General features: G+C 65.8%; 14 protein-coding genes. 12 read left to right on the top strand and 2 right to left on the bottom strand.

What is annotated here, in order from left to right:
• Positions 1–165 precede the first annotated feature (165 nt).
• The 10 genes from OVY29_RS14100 (at position 166) to OVY29_RS14055 (ending at position 12,729) form a co-directional block, all read left to right on the top strand.
• Positions 166–1,332, top strand: a complete 1,167-nt coding sequence (locus OVY29_RS14100; RefSeq protein WP_037556330.1) for a PepSY-associated TM helix domain-containing protein — start codon at positions 166–168, stop codon at positions 1,330–1,332.
• Complete coding sequence (locus OVY29_RS14095) at positions 1,329–1,508, top strand: hypothetical protein (protein WP_037556331.1); 180 nt, start codon at positions 1,329–1,331, stop codon at positions 1,506–1,508. The genes OVY29_RS14100 and OVY29_RS14095 overlap by 4 nt, the downstream gene beginning before the upstream one ends.
• Positions 1,509–1,555: 47 nt before the next feature.
• Positions 1,556–3,721: a TonB-dependent receptor gene (locus OVY29_RS14090; RefSeq protein WP_037556332.1), complete on the top strand. Its 2,166-nt coding sequence runs from the start codon at positions 1,556–1,558 to the stop codon at positions 3,719–3,721.
• A 13-nt stretch (positions 3,722–3,734) separates the two neighbouring features.
• Positions 3,735–4,202, top strand: a complete 468-nt coding sequence (locus OVY29_RS14085) for a hypothetical protein (RefSeq protein ID WP_052182341.1) — start codon at positions 3,735–3,737, stop codon at positions 4,200–4,202.
• Between the two features lie 181 nt (positions 4,203–4,383).
• Positions 4,384–5,259, top strand: a complete 876-nt coding sequence (locus tag OVY29_RS14080; protein ID WP_037556333.1) for a Ku protein — start codon at positions 4,384–4,386, stop codon at positions 5,257–5,259.
• The gene (locus OVY29_RS14075; RefSeq protein WP_081933139.1) at positions 5,259–5,789 is read left to right on the top strand and encodes an MgtC/SapB family protein; all 531 of its coding nucleotides are present in this window, start codon (positions 5,259–5,261) and stop codon (positions 5,787–5,789) included. Before OVY29_RS14080 ends, OVY29_RS14075 begins: the two co-directional genes overlap by 1 nt.
• Entirely contained in the window at positions 5,776–8,292 is a 2,517-nt protein-coding gene (gene ligD / locus OVY29_RS14070; protein ID WP_037556351.1) for a DNA ligase D, read from the top strand. Before OVY29_RS14075 ends, ligD begins: the two co-directional genes overlap by 14 nt.
• Positions 8,293–8,518: 226 nt before the next feature.
• Complete coding sequence (locus tag OVY29_RS14065; protein WP_052182342.1) at positions 8,519–11,191, top strand: TonB-dependent receptor; 2,673 nt, start codon at positions 8,519–8,521, stop codon at positions 11,189–11,191.
• Positions 11,192–11,353: 162 nt separating this feature from the next.
• The gene (locus tag OVY29_RS14060; protein WP_037556334.1) at positions 11,354–11,953 is read left to right on the top strand and encodes a winged helix-turn-helix domain-containing protein; all 600 of its coding nucleotides are present in this window, start codon (positions 11,354–11,356) and stop codon (positions 11,951–11,953) included.
• Positions 11,954–11,964: 11 nt separating this feature from the next.
• A complete protein-coding gene (locus OVY29_RS14055; protein WP_052182343.1) occupies positions 11,965–12,729 on the top strand; it encodes an SRPBCC family protein in 765 nt (254 codons plus the stop codon).
• A 130-nt stretch (positions 12,730–12,859) separates the two neighbouring features.
• Here OVY29_RS14055 and OVY29_RS14050 read toward each other — a convergent pair whose 3' ends face one another.
• Positions 12,860–15,181, bottom strand: a complete 2,322-nt coding sequence (locus OVY29_RS14050) for a TonB-dependent receptor (RefSeq protein ID WP_313911590.1) — start codon at positions 15,179–15,181, stop codon at positions 12,860–12,862.
• Between the two features lie 90 nt (positions 15,182–15,271).
• Here OVY29_RS14050 and OVY29_RS14045 point away from each other — a divergent pair, with 90 nt between their 5' ends.
• A complete protein-coding gene (locus tag OVY29_RS14045) occupies positions 15,272–15,847 on the top strand; it encodes a hypothetical protein (RefSeq protein WP_037556337.1) in 576 nt (191 codons plus the stop codon).
• Positions 15,844–17,361, top strand: coding sequence for a PepSY-associated TM helix domain-containing protein (locus tag OVY29_RS14040; RefSeq protein WP_313911589.1), 1,518 nt, complete (start codon positions 15,844–15,846; stop codon positions 17,359–17,361). The genes OVY29_RS14045 and OVY29_RS14040 overlap by 4 nt, the downstream gene beginning before the upstream one ends.
• A 58-nt stretch (positions 17,362–17,419) precedes the next feature.
• Here OVY29_RS14040 and OVY29_RS14035 read toward each other — a convergent pair whose 3' ends face one another.
• Complete coding sequence (locus tag OVY29_RS14035; protein WP_313911588.1) at positions 17,420–17,857, bottom strand: hypothetical protein; 438 nt, start codon at positions 17,855–17,857, stop codon at positions 17,420–17,422.
• Between the last annotated feature and the right edge of the window lie 140 nt (positions 17,858–17,997).

Here is a 17,997-nt window from a genome sequence, read left to right as displayed (position 1 = left end):
GGGGAGGGGGCACCCTAGGGTCCTGACCCTAACCGACCGACTGGCCCGATCGATGGCATGGCTGGCCCGAACGATGGTGTTTGCGGCGCAAATCCGGTTGTCAATTCGGGCGGCAAGCCATAGGGCGCTATTGATTTTCCTTCGCAATAGCAGCAGCCTTCGCCCATGCAACGCACGACCATCCGGACATGGTTCCTCATCCACAAATGGACGAGCATCGTCTGCACCGCCTTTCTGATGATGCTGTGCGTCACCGGCCTGCCGCTGATCTTTCACGACGAGATCGACGAGCTGACCGAAGAAACCCCGCATTATGGCCTGCCGGGCGTGGGTTCGTCGGGCGAAGCGCCCGGCCTCAAACCCCTCGACGAAATGCTGGCGAAGGCGCTCGCCGCGCGGCCGGGCGAAGTCCCCGTCTTCATGGCGTTCGACAATGCGCAGCCGTCGATGACGGTCACCACCGCGCCGCGCGCGGACTCGCCCGCCGCCGACATGACGATCCAGATCCTCGACCGCTCGACCGGCGAAGCGACCTCGACCGTCGACGAAAGCGGCGTGATGCACTTCCTGCTCCAGCTCCACACCGACATGTTCCTCGGGCTTCCCGGCATGCTCTTCCTCGGGCTGATGGGGCTGTTCTTCGTGATCGCGATCGTCTCGGGGGTCGTGCTCTACGCGCCCTTCATGAAAAAGCTCGACTTCGGCACGCTGCGCACCTCGCGCAGCCGCCGCCTCAAATGGCTCGACTATCACAACCTGCTCGGCATCGTCGCGCTCGCGTGGATGACGGTCGTGGGCGCGACCGGCGTGATCAATGCGCTCGCGACCCCGATCTTCGAATATTGGCAGCGGACCGACCTTGCCGAAATGACGAAGGCCTATGATGGCAAGGGCGCGGTGCCGCCCGAGCGTTACGGTTCGATCGACAAGGCGATGGCGGCGGCGCGCAAGGAAATTCCCGGCAACAATCCGCAGTTCGTCGCCTTCCCCGGCGGCGCCTTTTCGAGCAAGCATCATTATGCCGTCTTCTTCCAGGGCGACACGCCGCTCACCGAAGGGCTGCTCACCGCGGCGCTGATCGACGCCGAGACGGGCGAATTCACCGATGCGCGCGCGATGCCCTGGTATGCCAAGGCGCTCGCCCTGTCGCAGCCGCTGCACTTCGGCGATTATGGCGCGCTGCCGCTCAAGCTGCTCTGGGCGATCCTCACCCTGTTCACGATGATCGTCCTCGGCTCGGGCCTCTATCTCTGGCTCGGCAAGCGCCGCTTCGGCACCGACGCGCTGGTGCGCGAGGTCGAGAGCGGCGGCACTTTGGTGCCCGCCGAATGAAGAAGACAGGCAGCCTCCGCGCGATCTTCGCCGTCCCGCTGCTGCTCGCGGCCGCCAGCCTCATCGGCCTTATCGTCGCGCTGACCGGCGACGGCTGGCGCGACGCGATCTCGTGGGCGCTGCTCGCCATACCCGTGCTTGCCGTCGGCTGGGCGATGCGCGTGCGCCGCACCTGAAACTATGACGCGCGCGCTGGGGCCGCGCCTGAAAAAGGGGAATATCCATGACCAGATCGACCTTGCACACCGCGCTCGGCCTCTCCGCCGCGACCGCCGCGCTCATCCTCGCCGCGCCCGCCTTGGCGCAGGAGGCCAGCGCCGGCGAAGATATCGTCGTCACCGCGCAGCGGAGCAACGAGACGCAGGTCATCCGCGGCGGCTCGCTCGGCGCACTGGGCGACAAGGACGCGATGGACACGCCGTTCGCGGTCAAGAGCTACAACGAAGCGTTGATTCTCAATCAACAGCCGCTGACGCTCGGCGCGGTGCTCGAGAATGACCCGTCGGTCCGCACCACGCTCGGCTTCGGCAACATGTCCGAGCAGTTCGTGGTTCGCGGCTTCAACCTCTTCGGCGAAGATATCGCGATCGACGGCCTGTTCGGCGTGACTCCGCGCCAGCTCGTCTCGCCCGAACTCTATGACAATGTTCAGATACTGAACGGCGCCAGCGCCTTCCTGTTCGGCGCCGCACCCGGCGGTTCGGCGCTGGGCGGCACCGTCAACCTGACGCCCAAGCGCGCGAAGGACCGGGACACCAGTCGCGTCACGCTCAACTATCTCTCCGACGCGCATTTCGGCGGGGCGGCCGATTTCGGCCGCCGCTTCGGGACCGACGGCGCATTCGGCGCGCGTATCAACGGAGCATTCCGATCGGGCGACATCGCGATCGACGACGAGTTCCGCCGTTCGGCCGTAGTCGGCGGGAGCTTCGACTGGCGCACCGACAATCTGCGCCTCAGCCTCGACCTCGCCTATCAGAACGTCAAGGCGCGGCACATGCGCCCGATGGTTCAGCTCAACAACAAATATGGCACGGTCACCGCAGTGCCGCGCCCGCCGCGCGCGGACCTCAACTATGGGCAGCCATGGTATAATCAGACGATCCGCGACATCTTCGGTATCTTCAAGCTCGAATATGACGTGACCGACAATCTGATGCTCTACGCGTCGGCGGGCGCACGCGACACCGCCGAGCGCGGCATCTATCAGGGCTTCCAGCTTCTCGATTCGACCACCGGCGATGCGTTCGTGACCGGCTCGAACATCCCGCGCAACGACAATAACGAAGCGGCGCAGGCGGGGCTACGGTTCAGCGGTGAAAGCCTCGGCATCACCCATCAGCTCAACCTGGGCTATTCGCACAGCCGCTACGTCAACCGGAACGCCTTTGAATTCGGGCGGTTCGACGACGATGCGCTGGGCGGCACCAACCTCAATAATCTCTATGCGCCGCGCACCGTCGCCCTGCCGACGTTCGACGCCTTTGTTTCAGGCGACCTCGCCGACCCTCTCCCCGCGAACCGCACGCGCCTCGACAGCATCTTCGTGTCCGACACGCTCGGCTTTGCCGAGGACATGGTCCAGCTGACGCTCGGCCTGCGGCATCAGAACATCCACTTTCGCACCTATAATATCACCACCGGCGCGCAGAACACCGAATATAACCGGGGAACGACCACCCCCGTCGTCGGCGTCGTCATTCGTCCCAGCGAGAAAATCTCGCTCTACGCCAATCGCATCGAAGCGCTGATCCAGGGTCCGGTCGCCGGCGCCGGCACGATCAACGTCGGCCAGGTGTTCCCGCCCTTTCAGGCGGTGCAGTATGAGATCGGCGGCAAACTCGCGCTCGGCCGCTTCAACGCCTCGCTCGCGGCCTTCCAGACCGATCGCCCGCAAACGCTGAACGAAGTGACTCCGGACGGCACGGTCTTCACGCTTAACGGCCAGCAGCGCAACAAGGGTATCGAACTCAGCGTCGATGGCGAGCCTGTCGACGGTCTGCGCATCATCGCGGGCGTCTCGGTCACCGATGCCAAGCAGCGCCGTACCGCCGGCGGGGCCACCGACGGGCTCGATGCGATCGGCGTGCCCGACTATACCGCCAACGCCAATGTCGAGTGGGATGTCTATGGCGGTCTCACGCTAACCGGTCGCATCATCCAGACCGGCAAGCAGGCGGTGAACCTCACCAATACGCTCGAGCTGCCCGAATGGACGCGTTTCGATCTCGGCGCGCGTTATGTCGTCGCGGCGGGCGACACGCCGATCACCTTCCGCTTCAACGTCGATAACGTCGCCAACAAGCGATACTGGTCGTCGTCGCTCGGCGGCTATCTGGTTCAGGGGCTGCCGCGCACCTTCAAGACCTCGGTCACGGCGGAGTTCTGACAGGGGAGGGCATATGAGCGACATCGACAGCATCGCGGGCCTCGAAGCGATCCTCGGGAAGACGCCGCCTGCGGTGAATCTCAAGGTGATCGACCATGTCGATGAAAGCGCGATGCGCTGGCTCGCCGCCGCGCTGCTGATCCCCGGCTCGGCGCAGGTCGCGATCCTGCGCGGCACCGCGATGCTCACCGACGACGACACCGCGCGCGCGAGCTTCGAGGTGCAGGGCAAGGTGCCGCTGCTCGCGACGCGGGTCGACGACGTCGAGGTCGACCTGCGCGCGAGCCCCGCGCTCGCCCGCGCCGCGCTCTGGCCCGCCGCCGCCGCGCCCGCCGACATCAAGCCCGCGAAGATGTTCGCCGACCATGTGAAGCTCAACAAGGACAAAGGGCTCGGTGCACGTATCGCCGGCGCCTTCGTCTCGGTTCCGGGGCTGATGCAGCGCGGGCTCGACAAGGATTACAAGGACAATCTCTACTAGCGCATCCTGCACTAGAAACCGTTCGCCCTGAGCTTGTCGAAGGGCCGTTCTTTCTTTTCGGGCGTCGGAAAAAAGGACGGTGCTTCGACAAGCTCAGCACAAACGGATTTGGGGTCGCCCCCTGCGACGGAACCCCTCGCCGCGCCGAACATTTGGAGTCGGGACAGCGAAAGGGAGTGGCATGGCCGCACGCGCCTATTGGAAGGGACAAATCCGGCTCGCGCTGGTGTCGATCCCGGTCGAAATCTACGCCGCGACCAAATCGGGCGCCGCGATCAGCTTCCGCCAGATCCACGAACCGAGCGGCAAGCCGGTCAAATATGAAAAGGTCGTGCCCGGCATCGGGCCGATCGACACCGACGACATCGTCAAGGGGTACGAGACGTCGAAGGGCAATTATGTCCTGCTCGACGAGGAGGAGATCGAGGCGGTCAAGCTCGAGAGCAAGCGCACCCTCGAACTGCTCCAGTTCGTCGACGCGGGCGAGATCGACATCCTCTATTATGCCAAGCCCTATTATGTCGTCCCCGCCGACGAGCTGGCCGAGGAAGCCTATATCGTCCTGCGCGAGGCGCTGAAGCGCACGAAGAAGGTCGGGCTCGGCCAGCTGTCGGTGCGCGGGCAGGAGCAGCTCGTCGGGCTGCGTCCGTGCGGCAAGGGCCTCGTGCTCGAAGTGCTGCGCTACGCCGACGAGGTGAACAAGGCGGCGAATTATTTCCGCGATGTCGGCAACGCCAAGCCCGATGCCGACCTGCTCGACCTCGCCGAAACGCTGATCGACAAGAAAAGCGGCAAGTTCGACGCGTCGGACTATCATAATCATTATGTCGACGCGCTGAAGCGCGTGATCGCGAAAAAGGCGAAGGCCAAGGGCAAACGCGTGCTCGAGGATGTCGAGGAACCCGGCCCGCTGAGCGGTGGATCGAACGTCATCGATCTGATGGCGGCGCTGAAAGCGTCGGTCGAGGGCAAGAAGAAAGCGGCGGCGGGCAGGGCGAAGACGGCGCCCGCGAAAAAGGCGCCGGCGAAAAAGACCGCCGAACGAAAGCGCGCCTGATGGACCTCAACGAGGCGCTTTGGTGGGAGACGATCGATACGCAGGTGCTGCTGCGCCTCGGCGTCGCGACGCTCGTCGGGTTGCTGCTCGGGCTCGACCGCGAGCTCAAGGGCTATGACGCCGGGCTGCGCACGCACGGGATGGTCGCGCTCAGCTCCTCCTTGATGACTGTCGTCGCGATCGCGCTCTACAACCAGCTCGGCGGCGCCGATTCGTCGATCGACCCGCTACGCGTGATCGAGGGCATGGCGGCGGCGATCGGCATCATCGCCGCAGGGCTGATCATCGTCAAAGGCGGCGAGGTGCGCAACCTCACCACCGCGGCGCATATCTGGCTGACCGCGGCGATCGGTATCGCGAGCGGCGCGGGCTATTTCGCGGTGGTGATCATCGCCGCCGGGCTCGCGCTCATGCTGCTCACCCTGCTCCGCTTCGTCGAGCGCCGCCTGCCCGAAGTCGAGGACGGGCCCAACGAGGACGGGGCCGAAAAGAATGGACCAAAAGTGGAGAATGGGGATGTCCCGCGCTGACCCGCTCGCCCAGTATAACGCCAAGCGCGATTTCAAGCTGACCCCCGAGCCCGCGGGCAAGGTCGCAAAGGGCCAAAAACGTCAAGCGCGCAACCGTTTCATCGTCCAGAAGCACGACGCGACGCGGCTCCATTACGACTTCCGCCTCGAAGTCGACGGCGTGCTCAAAAGCTGGGCGGTGACCAAAGGCCCGAGCGCCGACCCCGCCGACAAGCGCCTCGCGGTGCGTACCGAAGATCATCCGATGTCCTACGCCGATTTCGAAGGCGTGATCCCCAAGGGCGAATATGGCGGCGGCAGCGTGATGCTGTGGGACAAGGGCACATGGGCGCCGATCGAAGGCAAGAGCGCCAAGGACATCGAGAAAGGCCATCTCCATTTCACCCTCGACGGCGAGCGGATGAAGGGCGAATGGCTGCTCGTCCGCATGAAGCCGCGTCCCGGCGAAAAGCGCGAGAACTGGCTGCTGCGGAAAGTGAACGACGCCTACGCCGGCGGCGCCGACGATCTTGTCGGCCGCCAGCTCACGAGCGTCCTCACCGGCCGCACCATGGCCGAGATCGCGGGCGACGAACGCGGCGAACAATCGCTGAAGGGCGCGAAGGGCGCGGCGTTCGCGAAGAAGATGGCCGCCGCCGCCGCGCACAACAAAAAGGTCGCCAAAACCAAACCGAAAGCCAAGCCCCCCAAATTCCGCCCGCTCCAGCTCGCGACGCTCGTCGACGCGGTGCCGGCGGGCAACGGCTGGTTTCACGAGATCAAATATGACGGCTACCGCGCCCAGATCGCCGCCTCGGGCGGCGAGGTGCGCGTCTACACAAGAAACGGCCTCGACTGGACCGACAAGTTCGCGCCGCTCGTCCGCCACATCGCGGCGCTCGACCTGCCGCCGTGCCTGATCGACGGCGAGATCGTCGCCTATGGCAAGGACGGAAATCCCGACTTCTCCTCGCTCCAGGCGGTGCTCAAGCGCGGCCACGGCGCGCAGGACGAGGGCACCGCGCTCCACTTCTTCGCCTTCGACCTGCTCGAAGAGAACGGCAAGTCGCTCGCCAAACTCGGCAATCTCGAACGCAAGGAAAGGCTCGAAGCCTTGCTCCGCGACGCCAAGGCGCCCGTTGCCGTCGCCGACCATGTCATCGGTGCGGGCGAAACGCTCTACGGCGCGATGTGCGGCGCGGGGCAGGAAGGCATCATCTCGAAACGCGCCGACGCCGCTTACGTCGGCCGCCGCACCAAAAACTGGGTGAAGGTCAAATGCACGCGGCGGCAGGAATTCATCATCGTCGGCTGGAAGCCCTCCTCGACCAGGGCGCGCCCCTTCTCGTCGCTGCTCCTCGCGCAGCATGAGGGCGGCAGCCTCGTCTATAAGGGCAATGTCGGCACCGGCTTCGATGCCGGCACCATGGCCGGCCTCGCCAAGGCGTTCGCGAAACTCGAACGCAAGACCGCGCCGCTCGAGGTCGACAAAGTCGCCGCACGCAAGGTTCACTGGCTGAAACCCGAACTCGTCGCCGAAATCGCCTTCGCCGAATTTACCGCGAGCGGATCGGTGCGCCACGCGAGCTTTCTGGGCCTGCGCAGCGACAAGGAGGCAAAGGATGTGATCCCCGAGAAGGAACAGGCGGCGCCCGAAGCGGCGAGCGACGTGAAGATCAGCAGCCGCGACCGCGTCATCTTTCCCGAAGCGAAGGCGACCAAGGGCGACCTTGCCGATTATTATGCCGCGATTTCGCCGCTGATGCTGTCTCACATGGCGCGCCGCCCGATCAGCCTCGTCCGCTGTCCGCAGGGGCGCGCGAAGAAATGCTTTTTCCAGAAGCATGATTCGGGCAGCTTCGGCGATCATGTCCACCATGTTCCGATCCGCGAGAAGGACGGGGGGCACGAGGATTATCTCTATGTCGAGGACGCCGACGGCATCCTCGCCTGCGTCCAGATGGGGACGATCGAGTTCCACGGCTGGGGCAGCCATGTGGGCGCGCTCGAAAAGCCCGACCGCATGGTGTTCGACCTCGACCCCGACGAAGGGCTCGATTTCGCCGACGTCAAAAAGTCCGCACTCGACATCCGCCGCCAGCTCGCCGACATCGGGCTCGTCAGCTTCGCGATGCTGTCGGGCGGCAAGGGGGTGCATGTCGTCGTGCCGCTCGATCCGAAGCACGGCTGGGACGCGCACAAGGATTTTTCGAAACGCTTCGCCGAGGCTCTGAGCCTCGCCGAACCCGACCGCTATGTCGCGACGATGAGCAAGGCGAAGCGCAAGGGAAAGATTTTCATCGATTACCTCCGCAACCAGCGCGGCAGCACCGCGATCATGCCCTATTCGGCGCGCGCGCGCGAAGGCGCCCCGGTCGCAGTGCCGATCGGCTGGGACGCGCTTGCCGATGTCGAAAAAGCGGGGCAGTGGACGATCGGGAACGCCGACGCGCTGCTCGAACGCGCCGCGGGCGCCGACCTAGAGGGCTGGGGTTTCGCCAGCCAGTCGCTACCCGATTTCTGACCGCCGCGCGCCGCATTGCGCCGCTCTCGCGAGTCGCCCGGCACGAAATTGGTTAGTATTCTAATAGACATTAGAATGATACCAATAAAATACCAAAACACGCAAATATGGCCATGAACCGGTGGACGTTCGCGCCATAAGGGACTTGACGTCTAGATTGGTATGTATAAGTTTCCCCGGAAATCGGAAAGATATTCGATCTACGATCCAAAAAGGGAGACTCGACATGACCAATGCAAGATATCTGCTTGCATCCGCCAGCGCTGGTACGCTGCTTTTCGCCGCTGGCGCAGCCCACGCGCAGGCAACCCCTGCCGCCGATACCGCGGCCGAAAGCGAAATCGTCGTCACCGGCATCCGCGGCTCGCTCCGCGAAGCGATCGATGCCAAGCGCGACCTGTCGGTGATCGCCGACGTCGTCACCGCCGAGGATGTCGGCAAATTTCCCGACAAGAATGTCGCCGAGGCGCTCCAGCGCGTTCCCGGTATCGTCGTCAACCGCGAGTTCGGCGAGGGCGAGCGCGTTTCGCTGCGCGGCACCGCGCCGAACCTCACCAAAACTTTGCTCAACGGCCACAGCGTCGCGACCGCCGACTGGTTCATCCTCGATCAGGTCGCCTCGACGCGCAGCTTCAACTATCTGACTCTGCCCGCCGAAATCATCGGCCGCCTCGAAGTGTACAAGAGCCCGCAGGCCGACGTCGAGGAAGGCGGGGTCGGCGGCACGATCAACGTCATCACGCGCAACCCGCTCGACCTCGACCCGCTCACCCTCTCGGCGTCGGTGCAGGCCGCCTATTCGGACCTGTCGGGCAAGGTCGACCCGCAGGTGTCGGGGCTCGTCAGCTGGAAGAATGCCGACGAGAGTTTCGGCGTGCTGGTCGGCGCGATCTACCAGAAGCGCCGCACGCGCCGCGACGGGCTCGAAATCTTCGGCTACCGTTCCTTCCCCGTCGGCGGCGGACAGAGCGCGCTCGTCCCGACGCTGATCGGCTCGACGATGTTCGAACAGAATCGCGAACGCTATGGCGCCAATGTCGGCATCCAGTTCCGCCCGTCGGACGCGCTCGAGATCAACATCACCGGGCTTTATTCGCGCTTCAACGCCGACAATTTCAACCAGAATTACATCGCGTGGGGCGAACAGGCGCTCGCCGGCGGCGGCACGATCAGCAACGCCGTGGTGCAGGACGGCGTCGCGGTGTCGGGCGACATAGCCTCGGCGAATGGCGGCACGACGGGCTTCGGCGTCGTTTATGATGCGATCGACCGGCAAGCGGTCGCCAAGACCGTCTCGGCCGATTTCGACCTGACCTACCGTCCGACCGACAGCCTTTCGGTCCATTTCAAGGCCGGCTGGACCAAGGCGAACGGCGACACGAGCAACGAGAATTTCATCGAATTCGCCGGTCCCGGCGCCTTCAGCTACGACCTCACCAGCGGCCGGCCGGAGGTGAGCTTCGCGAACCCCGACCCGCTCAATCCCGCGGGGATCCGCCCCGATTTCGGGCGCATCCAGTCGGTCACCAACGACGATGAGGAGAAATATTTCTACCTCGACATCGAAAAACAGGTTGAATGGGGCCCGCTCACCGCGCTCAAATTCGGGGTCAAATATACCGATCACGACCGCGTCGCCGAGCGCTTCGCGACCAACGGCGGCGTCTTCACGCCCGGACTGCGCTGCGACGGCGCGCCGTGCACCTCGGCCGATTTCGCGACCGGCGGCGGCATGCCCGGCGATTTCTTGGACAATATCGCCTCGCCCGGCACGCTCCGCGACTATTGGCGCGTCGATCCCGCCAAGCTGCGCGCCATCTATGGCGCGTCGACGTCGCCCTCGAACGACCGCTTCCTCGTTCCCGGCAACACTTACTCGATCAACGAAAAGGCGTGGGGCGGCTACGGCCTCGCCAAATTCGGCGGCGACGGCTGGCGCGGCAATGTCGGCGTGCGCGTGATCGAAACCAAGCAGACGTCGGACGGCTTCATCATCGGCGGTGCGAACCCCGAATTCACCAACCCGTTCGGCGGCTTCACCCCGTCGCGCGCGAAACGCTCCTACACCGACATCTTGCCGAGCGCGAACCTGTCGGTCGACCTCTCCGATCAGGTCGTGCTGCGCTTCGCCGCGGGCAAGACGGTGACGCGCCCCGATTTCGTCGACATCACCCCCGGCGTCGACCTCAACGGCACGCTGCTCACAGGGCGCGGCGGCGATCCGAACCTCGATCCCTATCGCGCGAACCAGTACGACCTGTCGATCGAATGGTATCCCGACCGCGAGACGATCGTCGCGCTCGCCGCCTTCTACAAGGATATCGAATCCTACATCGTCAACACGACCTCGACCGAAATATTGCCGAGCGTCTTCGTGCCGGGGTCCGAGCCCGCGGGCTGCGTCGCGGCGCCGGGCGGCAACCCGAACCTGTTCAACTGCCCCTATCAGATCAACCGGCGCAGCAACGGCGACGGCGGGCGCAACCAGGGCTTCGAATTCCAGGTGTCGCGCCCGATCTGGGGCGGCTTCGGCGCGGTGGTCAACTACACCTATTCGGACGCCAAGGCCGACAATGGCGACCCGATCCCGGGCAATTCGAAACATTCGCTCAACCTGACGGGCTATTATGAGAATGACCTCGTCAGCGCGCGGCTCTCGTATAACTACCGGTCGAAATTCTTCATCGACATCGACCGCGCCGCGCCGCTCAATCAGGCCGCGCTCTCGTCGCTCGACGCGTCGGTCAGCGTCAACATCACCGACAATATCGCGCTCACCGCCGACGCGGTGAACCTGACCAACGAGAAGATCGAGCAATATTCGGGCACGCGCGACCGCCCGCGCGCGATCTACGACAATGGCCGTCAATTCTATGTCGGGGCGCGGCTGAAATTCTGATCCCCCCGCGACCGGTATCGGGTGCCTCGGGCGCCCGATACCGGTTCGGACCCCCACGCCGGCCTATCCGCGCGCACGCAGCCCGCTCATCGACCAGTTCCGCAGGACAGCCTCAGCCGCCTCCAAATTGACAAATTTATTTGTCAATTGTAATCACGCAGCATGTCCGACTCGCTCGCCCTCGTCGACGACGCCGCCACCGCGCGCGCGGCGCTGTCGCCGCTGCGGCGCGAATTGCTCGCGCGGCTCCATGTGCCCGCCTCGGCGGCGGCGCTCAGCGAGGCGCTCGGCCTGCCGCGGCAAAAGATCGGCTATCACCTCGGCATCCTCGAAAAGGCGGGGCTGATCGCGAGAGCCGAAACGCGCAAACGCCGCGGCTTCACCGAGATAGTGTTCGAACGCGCGAGCGACGCGCTCGTCATCGACCCGATGCTCCTCGCCCCGCCCGATCCGGGCGCCGTCGACAAGCAGGACCGTTTCGCCGCCGACCATCTCGTGCGCACCGCCGCGGGCATCGTGCGCGAGGTGTCGCGGATGCGCGCCGTCGCCGCCGATGAAGGCAGCCGGCTTTTGACCTTCACGATCGAGGCCGACGTCGGCTTCACCAAGCCCGCCGACATCGACGATTTCGCAGCGCGATTGTCGGAAGCGGTATCGACGATCGCGGCCGATTACGCCCCGCCCGGAAAGGGCCGCCGTTACCGCGTCACCATCGCCGGTCATCCCGCCGCCGGCACCTTGAGCACCCCTGCGATCAATTAGGGAGACCAGCGATGACCGAAACATCCGACCAGCCCACCGTCGACCGCATCCTCGTCGAAATGACGATCTCCGCGCCCGCCGATCAGGTGTGGGACGCGCTGCAGGACCGTGACAAACTCTACAACTGGTTCGGCTGGGAAGCTGACAGCCTGCGCGACGAGATCGACTATATCTTTTTCCAATATGCCCGGCCCGACAAGGAGGCGGGCATCCTGTGGTTCGAGGGTGTTCCCGACCGCTTCGAGATCGAGCCGCGCGGGCAGGAAACCATCTTTCGCGTCGTGCGCGCCGAACCCGCGGGCAAGGACTGGGACGGCATTTACGAGGATATGGTCGAAGGCTGGATCAGCTTCGTCCAGCAGTTGCGCCTCGCGATCGAGCGGCATGGTATCGCGCCGCGCCGCACGCTTTATTTCTCGGGCCATGCGAAACGCGGCGGGTCGGGGCCGACCGCCGCGCTCGGGCTCGCCGACTTCCGCGACATCCCCGACGGCCAGCCGCACGCCGCGACGCTGCCCACCGGCGACACGGTGGTGGGGCAGGCGTGGCACCGCACGCCATGGCAGATCGGGCTCACCGTCCCGCAATGGGGGAACGGCCTGCTGATCGTCACCGACAAGTCGGTGAAGGACAGCGCGCCGCACGGCCGCGGCATGGCGATCCTCACCACCTACGACCTCTCCGCCGACGATTTCGCGGCGCTCGAGGACCGATGGAAGACCTGGTGGGATAAACATTACGACCCGGTGCCCGCCTCGGAAGAAGCGTGCAGCTGATTGATCAGGAAGCACTGGCTCCCCCAACCCCGTCATCCCGGCGAAGGCCGGGATCCCGCCGGTGCGTATGACCGGGACGGTGAGATCCCGGCCTTCGCCGGGATGACGATTTCAGCGTGAACGACGCGCCTCAGAAGCGCCCCTCGAAGGCCAGCCCGATCATCCGCGGTTCGCCGAACAGCGCCTGCATCCGGCCGCCATTTTCATATTGATAGTCGTAATATTCGTCGTCGAAGATGTTCGTCGCGACCAGATAGGCGCCGAAATAATCATTGCCATAGCCGATCTTGGCGTTGACCAAAGTGCGCGAAGGCACGTCGCGGCCGCCGCTCTGGTCGCGGATGTCCTGGAACTGCGCGCCGCGGTAATTGACGTTGACGTTGGCGCTGAACCCCGACGGATGGCGCCAGTCGAAACCCGCGGCCCAGGTCCAGCGCGGCGCGTTGGCGAATTCGAAGCCCGACAGATCGAGCACCTGACCGCCCGTCGTCTCGAAATCGAGGAACTTGCTGTTCGCATAGCCGACCGAGCCATAGACGTTCAGCCGCTCGGTAACGTCGAAATCGCTCTCGACCTCGAAACCCCAGACGCGCGAGCTGCCCGCGTTCTGCGTCTCGTAATCATAGACATTGTCGGAAAGCTGGACGTAAACCTGCTGGTCCTTCCAGTCGATGTAGAAGGCGTTGGCGTTGAGGGTCAGCCGCCGGTCGAGCCATTGCGTGCGCAGCGACAGCTCGTAATTCCACGTATATTCGGGGTCATAGACATGCGTCGTCGCGCGCCCGGGGTTCACCCCGCTGCCCCCCGAACGATAGCCTCGCTGGACGATCGCGCTCAATGTCTTGTCGGGTGCGACCTCCCACGACACGCCGCCCTTGGGCAGGAACGCCTTGTAGGTCGTCGTCGACTGGGGGCCGCTGCTGTTCGCATTGTCGACCTGCTGCTGCAGCACGCCGTTCACCGTCTGGATAATCCCCGCGAGCAGCGGATCGGACGCATAGTCGGCGGGGTCGGGCAGTAGGGTGTTGAGTATGACGACATTGTCGTTCGCGACCTTCTGCCGCTCATGATCGTAGCGGAAACCCGCGAGCAGCTTCAGCCCCGGCGCGACCTCGAAGCTCGCGTCGCCGAACAGCGCCATCGTCTCGACGTCGATCGCATAGCGCTGGTCCGACGCGATGAAGATGCGCGGCGGGTAGAGCTGGCGCGCCTGCTGCGCGAGGAAGAGCGCCTGATCGGCGGGCAGTCCGAACTGGCTCTGAAGGATCGCCGCGACCTGCGGCGTCAGCCCGAGGTCGGCGTCGGGGTCGAGGCTGAAAATGCTGTTCGAATCCGACCGCGGGTTCTTCAGCCGCGAATAATAGCCGCCGATCAGCCCCTGCAGCGGACCGGTGTCGAAGTTCAGCCGCACCTCCTGGCTGTAGCTTTTCTGGTTGGTCGCGAAATCGCCATAGGCCTCATCCTCGGGGCGCAATTCGCCGTCATAGGTCGAAAAGGTCTTGAGGTGGTTGTACGTGCTCACCGACGACAGGGTGAAGATATTGCCGAGCGGCAGCGACAGATCGGCGGTGAACAGGTCGGTGCTCGTCCGCGTGAAGGTCGGCCGGTTCGCTTCGACGAAACGCTTGTCGAAGGCGTCGGGCACGTCGCTGAACACATAGCCGCGCCCCTTGTTGCCGAAATGCCGGTCGTAAAGATAGGAGAGTTTGACCTGCAGCCCGTCGGCGCCCGCCGGGGTGAAGAGCAGCTTGGTCCGCAGAACCTCGCTATTCGTCTTGTCGTAATTGCCGCCGTTCAGCCGGTTGGTGACCAGCCCGTCGCCGCGCGCGATCTCGCCCGCGACGCGAAAGGCGAGCACATCGCCCGCGATCGGCCCGCCGACCGCCGCGGCGAGGCGATATTCGCCGTTCGCGTCGGTGATCATCGCGCGCGCCTTGCCGCGCCAGTCGAAGCTCGGGTCGGCGGTCTTGAGGATGATCGCGCCCGCGAGCGCGTTGCGTCCCTGCAAGGTCGACTGCGGCCCGCGCAGGATTTCGACCTGTTCGAGGTCCCACAGGTCGAGCGGCCCGCCGCCCGCCGCCTCGCCCGGCAGCGGCGATCCGTCGAGATAGATGGTCGCGAGGTCGCCGAAGCCATAGCCCGAGACATTATTGTTCGAAATGCCGCGGATGTTGAAACCCGATTCGGCGAAGGAGGAGGAGAGGTTCGCGGTGCGGTCGATCAGGTCATAGACATTGACCAGATTCTGCCGGTCGATCTCTTCGGCGGTGAACACTTTCACGCTTTCGGGCGTGTCCTGCAACGTGCGGTCGAACTTCATGCCCGTGACGACGATCTCGCCCGCCGCGCCCGCATCGGCACCCGCCGCCGCCATTGCAGCCTCTTCGGCATGGACGGGCATCGCCGCGCCCGCGAGCATCAGGGCCAGCACCGGCCGCGCATAGTTGATCATTGTCTTTAGCTCCCCGCTTCGCTATCGACGGGCGCGCTATTGCTATTGCGAATGCGAGTCAATAGTGAGGCCACGAGAATAGGGGGACATATGCAAGACACGCCGGCGCTTTTGCCGTCGCTGCTGATCGCCGTCGCGGCGGGCGCGGGCGCGTGGCTGCTCCGCCGTTCGTGGCAGGGCAAGACGCAGCAGAGCGGGCTCGTCGCCGCCGGCTGGCTGCTGATCGCCGCCGCGATCGTCTTCCCCGCCTGGCTCCTCGGCCCCGCGCGCGGGCCCTTCATCGCGCTCGCGATCGTCTCCACCGCCGCGCTCGCCGTCGTCGCGGCGAACTACAGCATCCGGCAGGCGAAGGCGCGCGCCGCGCGCGAAAGCCTCGCCCCCGAACCCTCCGACCGCGCGACCACAAAGGGGCGCGAGACGCTGCGCTGGCTGCTCGCGGGCCCGATCGGGATGATCGCCGCGATGGGCGTCGGCATCGCTTGGGCCGCGCTCGTCCCCGGCGAGCAGCAGACGCGGCTCGTCGTCGGCGGGCTCCTCGTCCCCCTCATCTGGGGCGGCTGCATGGCGTGGACGCTCGCCGACAACCGCATCCTCCGCGCGACCGCCGTGCTCACCGGCGTCGCCATTATCAGCTTCACCGCCGCCATCGTGAAGGGCTTCGCATGACCGCCGCCTCCAAGCCCCCGAAACCCGCGAAGAAAAAGGATCTGATGTCGCGCATCCCCGCGGGCTTCGTCCGCGCGGTGCTCCGCGGCCACAGCAGCCTCGGCCTCGCCTTCGCCGCCCTCATCTACCTCATCTGCCTGTCGGGCAGCCTCGCGGTCTTCGCGCACGAATTCCAGCGCTGGGAAAGCGCCGCCGGCCCGCACCTCGCCACCGCCAGCCCCGACGCGGTGCAGACCGCCTTCGCGGGCGCGATCGCCGCGGGCGGGCCGGGGGTCGAGCATGTCTATATCACGCTCCCCTCGGCCGATTTCCCGCGCCTCCTCCTCCACGTCGACGCCGATACCGACCGCGAATTCCTCGCCGACGCCAGCGGCAAGATCGTCCCCGGACAAGAATTTGCGTGGACCGAGTTCATCACGCGCCTGCACATCAACCTCCACCTCCCCGTCACCTGGGGCATCTTCCTCGTCGGGCTGATCGGGGTCGCTTTGCTGTCCTCGCTCATCTCGGGCATCCTCGCGCACCCGCGCATCTTCCGCGACGCCTTCCACCTCCGGCTCGGCGGGTCGAAGCGGCTGCAGGAGGCCGATCTCCACAACCGGCTCGGCGTCTGGGCGCTGCCCTTCCACATCATCATCTCGCTGACCGGCGCCTTCCTCGGGCTCACGACGATCATCGTCGGGGTGCTCGGCATGGCGATGTTCAACGGCGACGCGAACAAGGTCTATGCGCTCTTCTTCCCGCCGCCGCCGGTCGACGATCCGCGCCCCGCGCCGGTGCTCGACTTGAGGCCCATGTTCGCCAAGCTGCCGCGGGACGGCGGCCGTATCACCTATATCTTCACCGAACATCCGACCGAGCGGGGCGGCGCCGCGCTGTTCAACGTCAAGCAGCCCGATCGCATGGCGGGCACCGACAGCTATGCCTTCCGCCGCGACGCGAGCCTCTACAATGTGCAAAAGGCCGCCGACAATAATCTCGGCGAGGATCTGCTCGGCGGCATGGGCCAGCTCCATTTCGGCTGGTTCGGCGGGGGAATTGTAAAGGTCGTCTATTTCGCGCTCGGCCTCGCGCTGACCTATCTGGCCGCGAGCGGGGTCAACATCTGGCTCGCGCGCCGCCGCGACAAGGGCCGCCCCGCGCCGCGCTGGGAACGCGCCTGGGCCGCGACCGTGTGGGGCCAGCCCGCGGGGATGGCCGCCGCCGCCGTCGCGGGGCTCGCCACCATCAGCGCCGCGATCGCGATCGGCGCCTGGCTCGCCGTCAACCTGCTCTTCCTCGCCGCCGCGATCCGCCTCGCCGCGCCGAGCCTCTCGCGCATCGGCCGCCTCGCCACCGGCGCGCTGACCCTGCTCGCGGTCGCGGTCCACCTCAGCTTGCGCGGCGGCCTCGCCGCCGCCGACCCGATGGCATGGATCGTCAACCTCGTGCTGGTCGCGGGCGGCGCCCTGCTGCTGATCCCGCGCCTCGGCACACGCAAAAGCCCGAGCGAGGCGGCCACCGCCGCCGCCTGACGCACCCTTCACCCCTCCCGCTTGCGGGAGGGGCAGCAAGACTTGGGAGCTTGCTCCCTTAGTCGCCGCGGGGAGGGCCCGCCGCCTTTATCTTCCGCCGCTGCCGCCACGACGGCACCTTCTTCACCTCGGCCACCCCGTCCGCCATCGCGGGCGTCAAAGGCACCGCCGGCGTCCTTTCGCCGCGCGCCTCGGCCGCCTCGATCCATTCGCGATAGCCCTCGGGAATCTCGTCCCCCGCCGACACCCAATCGGCCTCGCCCGCAAAACGCTGCACCGGCTCGGCATCGGCCAGCCCCTCGAACGCCTGCAGCGGCCCGTAATAGGGCAGCCCCCGCTCGTCCATCCGCACCAGCTCCACTCCCGGATCGTCCAGCTGCGCCTCGATCGCCTCGGGCCCGCCTTCGTCGGCTGCGGCGATCAGCGCGCGCTGCCGTGCGGCGAGCGCGTGCAGCGCCGCCCCGATCTCGGCCTCGGCCTGCGCGTCGAGCGCCACCCCGTCGAACCCCTCGATCAGCCCCGCCGCGCATTCTGCACCCCCGCCGCATCGCCCGCCCAGCGCCGCCGTGGATCTGCGTCCGCACCGTCGTCGTCCAGGGCCTCAGTACCGCCCCGCCGCCATACCGGAGCCATCGC

This window comes from Sphingopyxis sp. SE2, assembly GCF_032227185.1.
Classification (GTDB): Bacteria; Pseudomonadota; Alphaproteobacteria; order Sphingomonadales; family Sphingomonadaceae; genus Sphingopyxis.
This window is presented reverse-complemented; position numbering and strand designations above follow the sequence as displayed.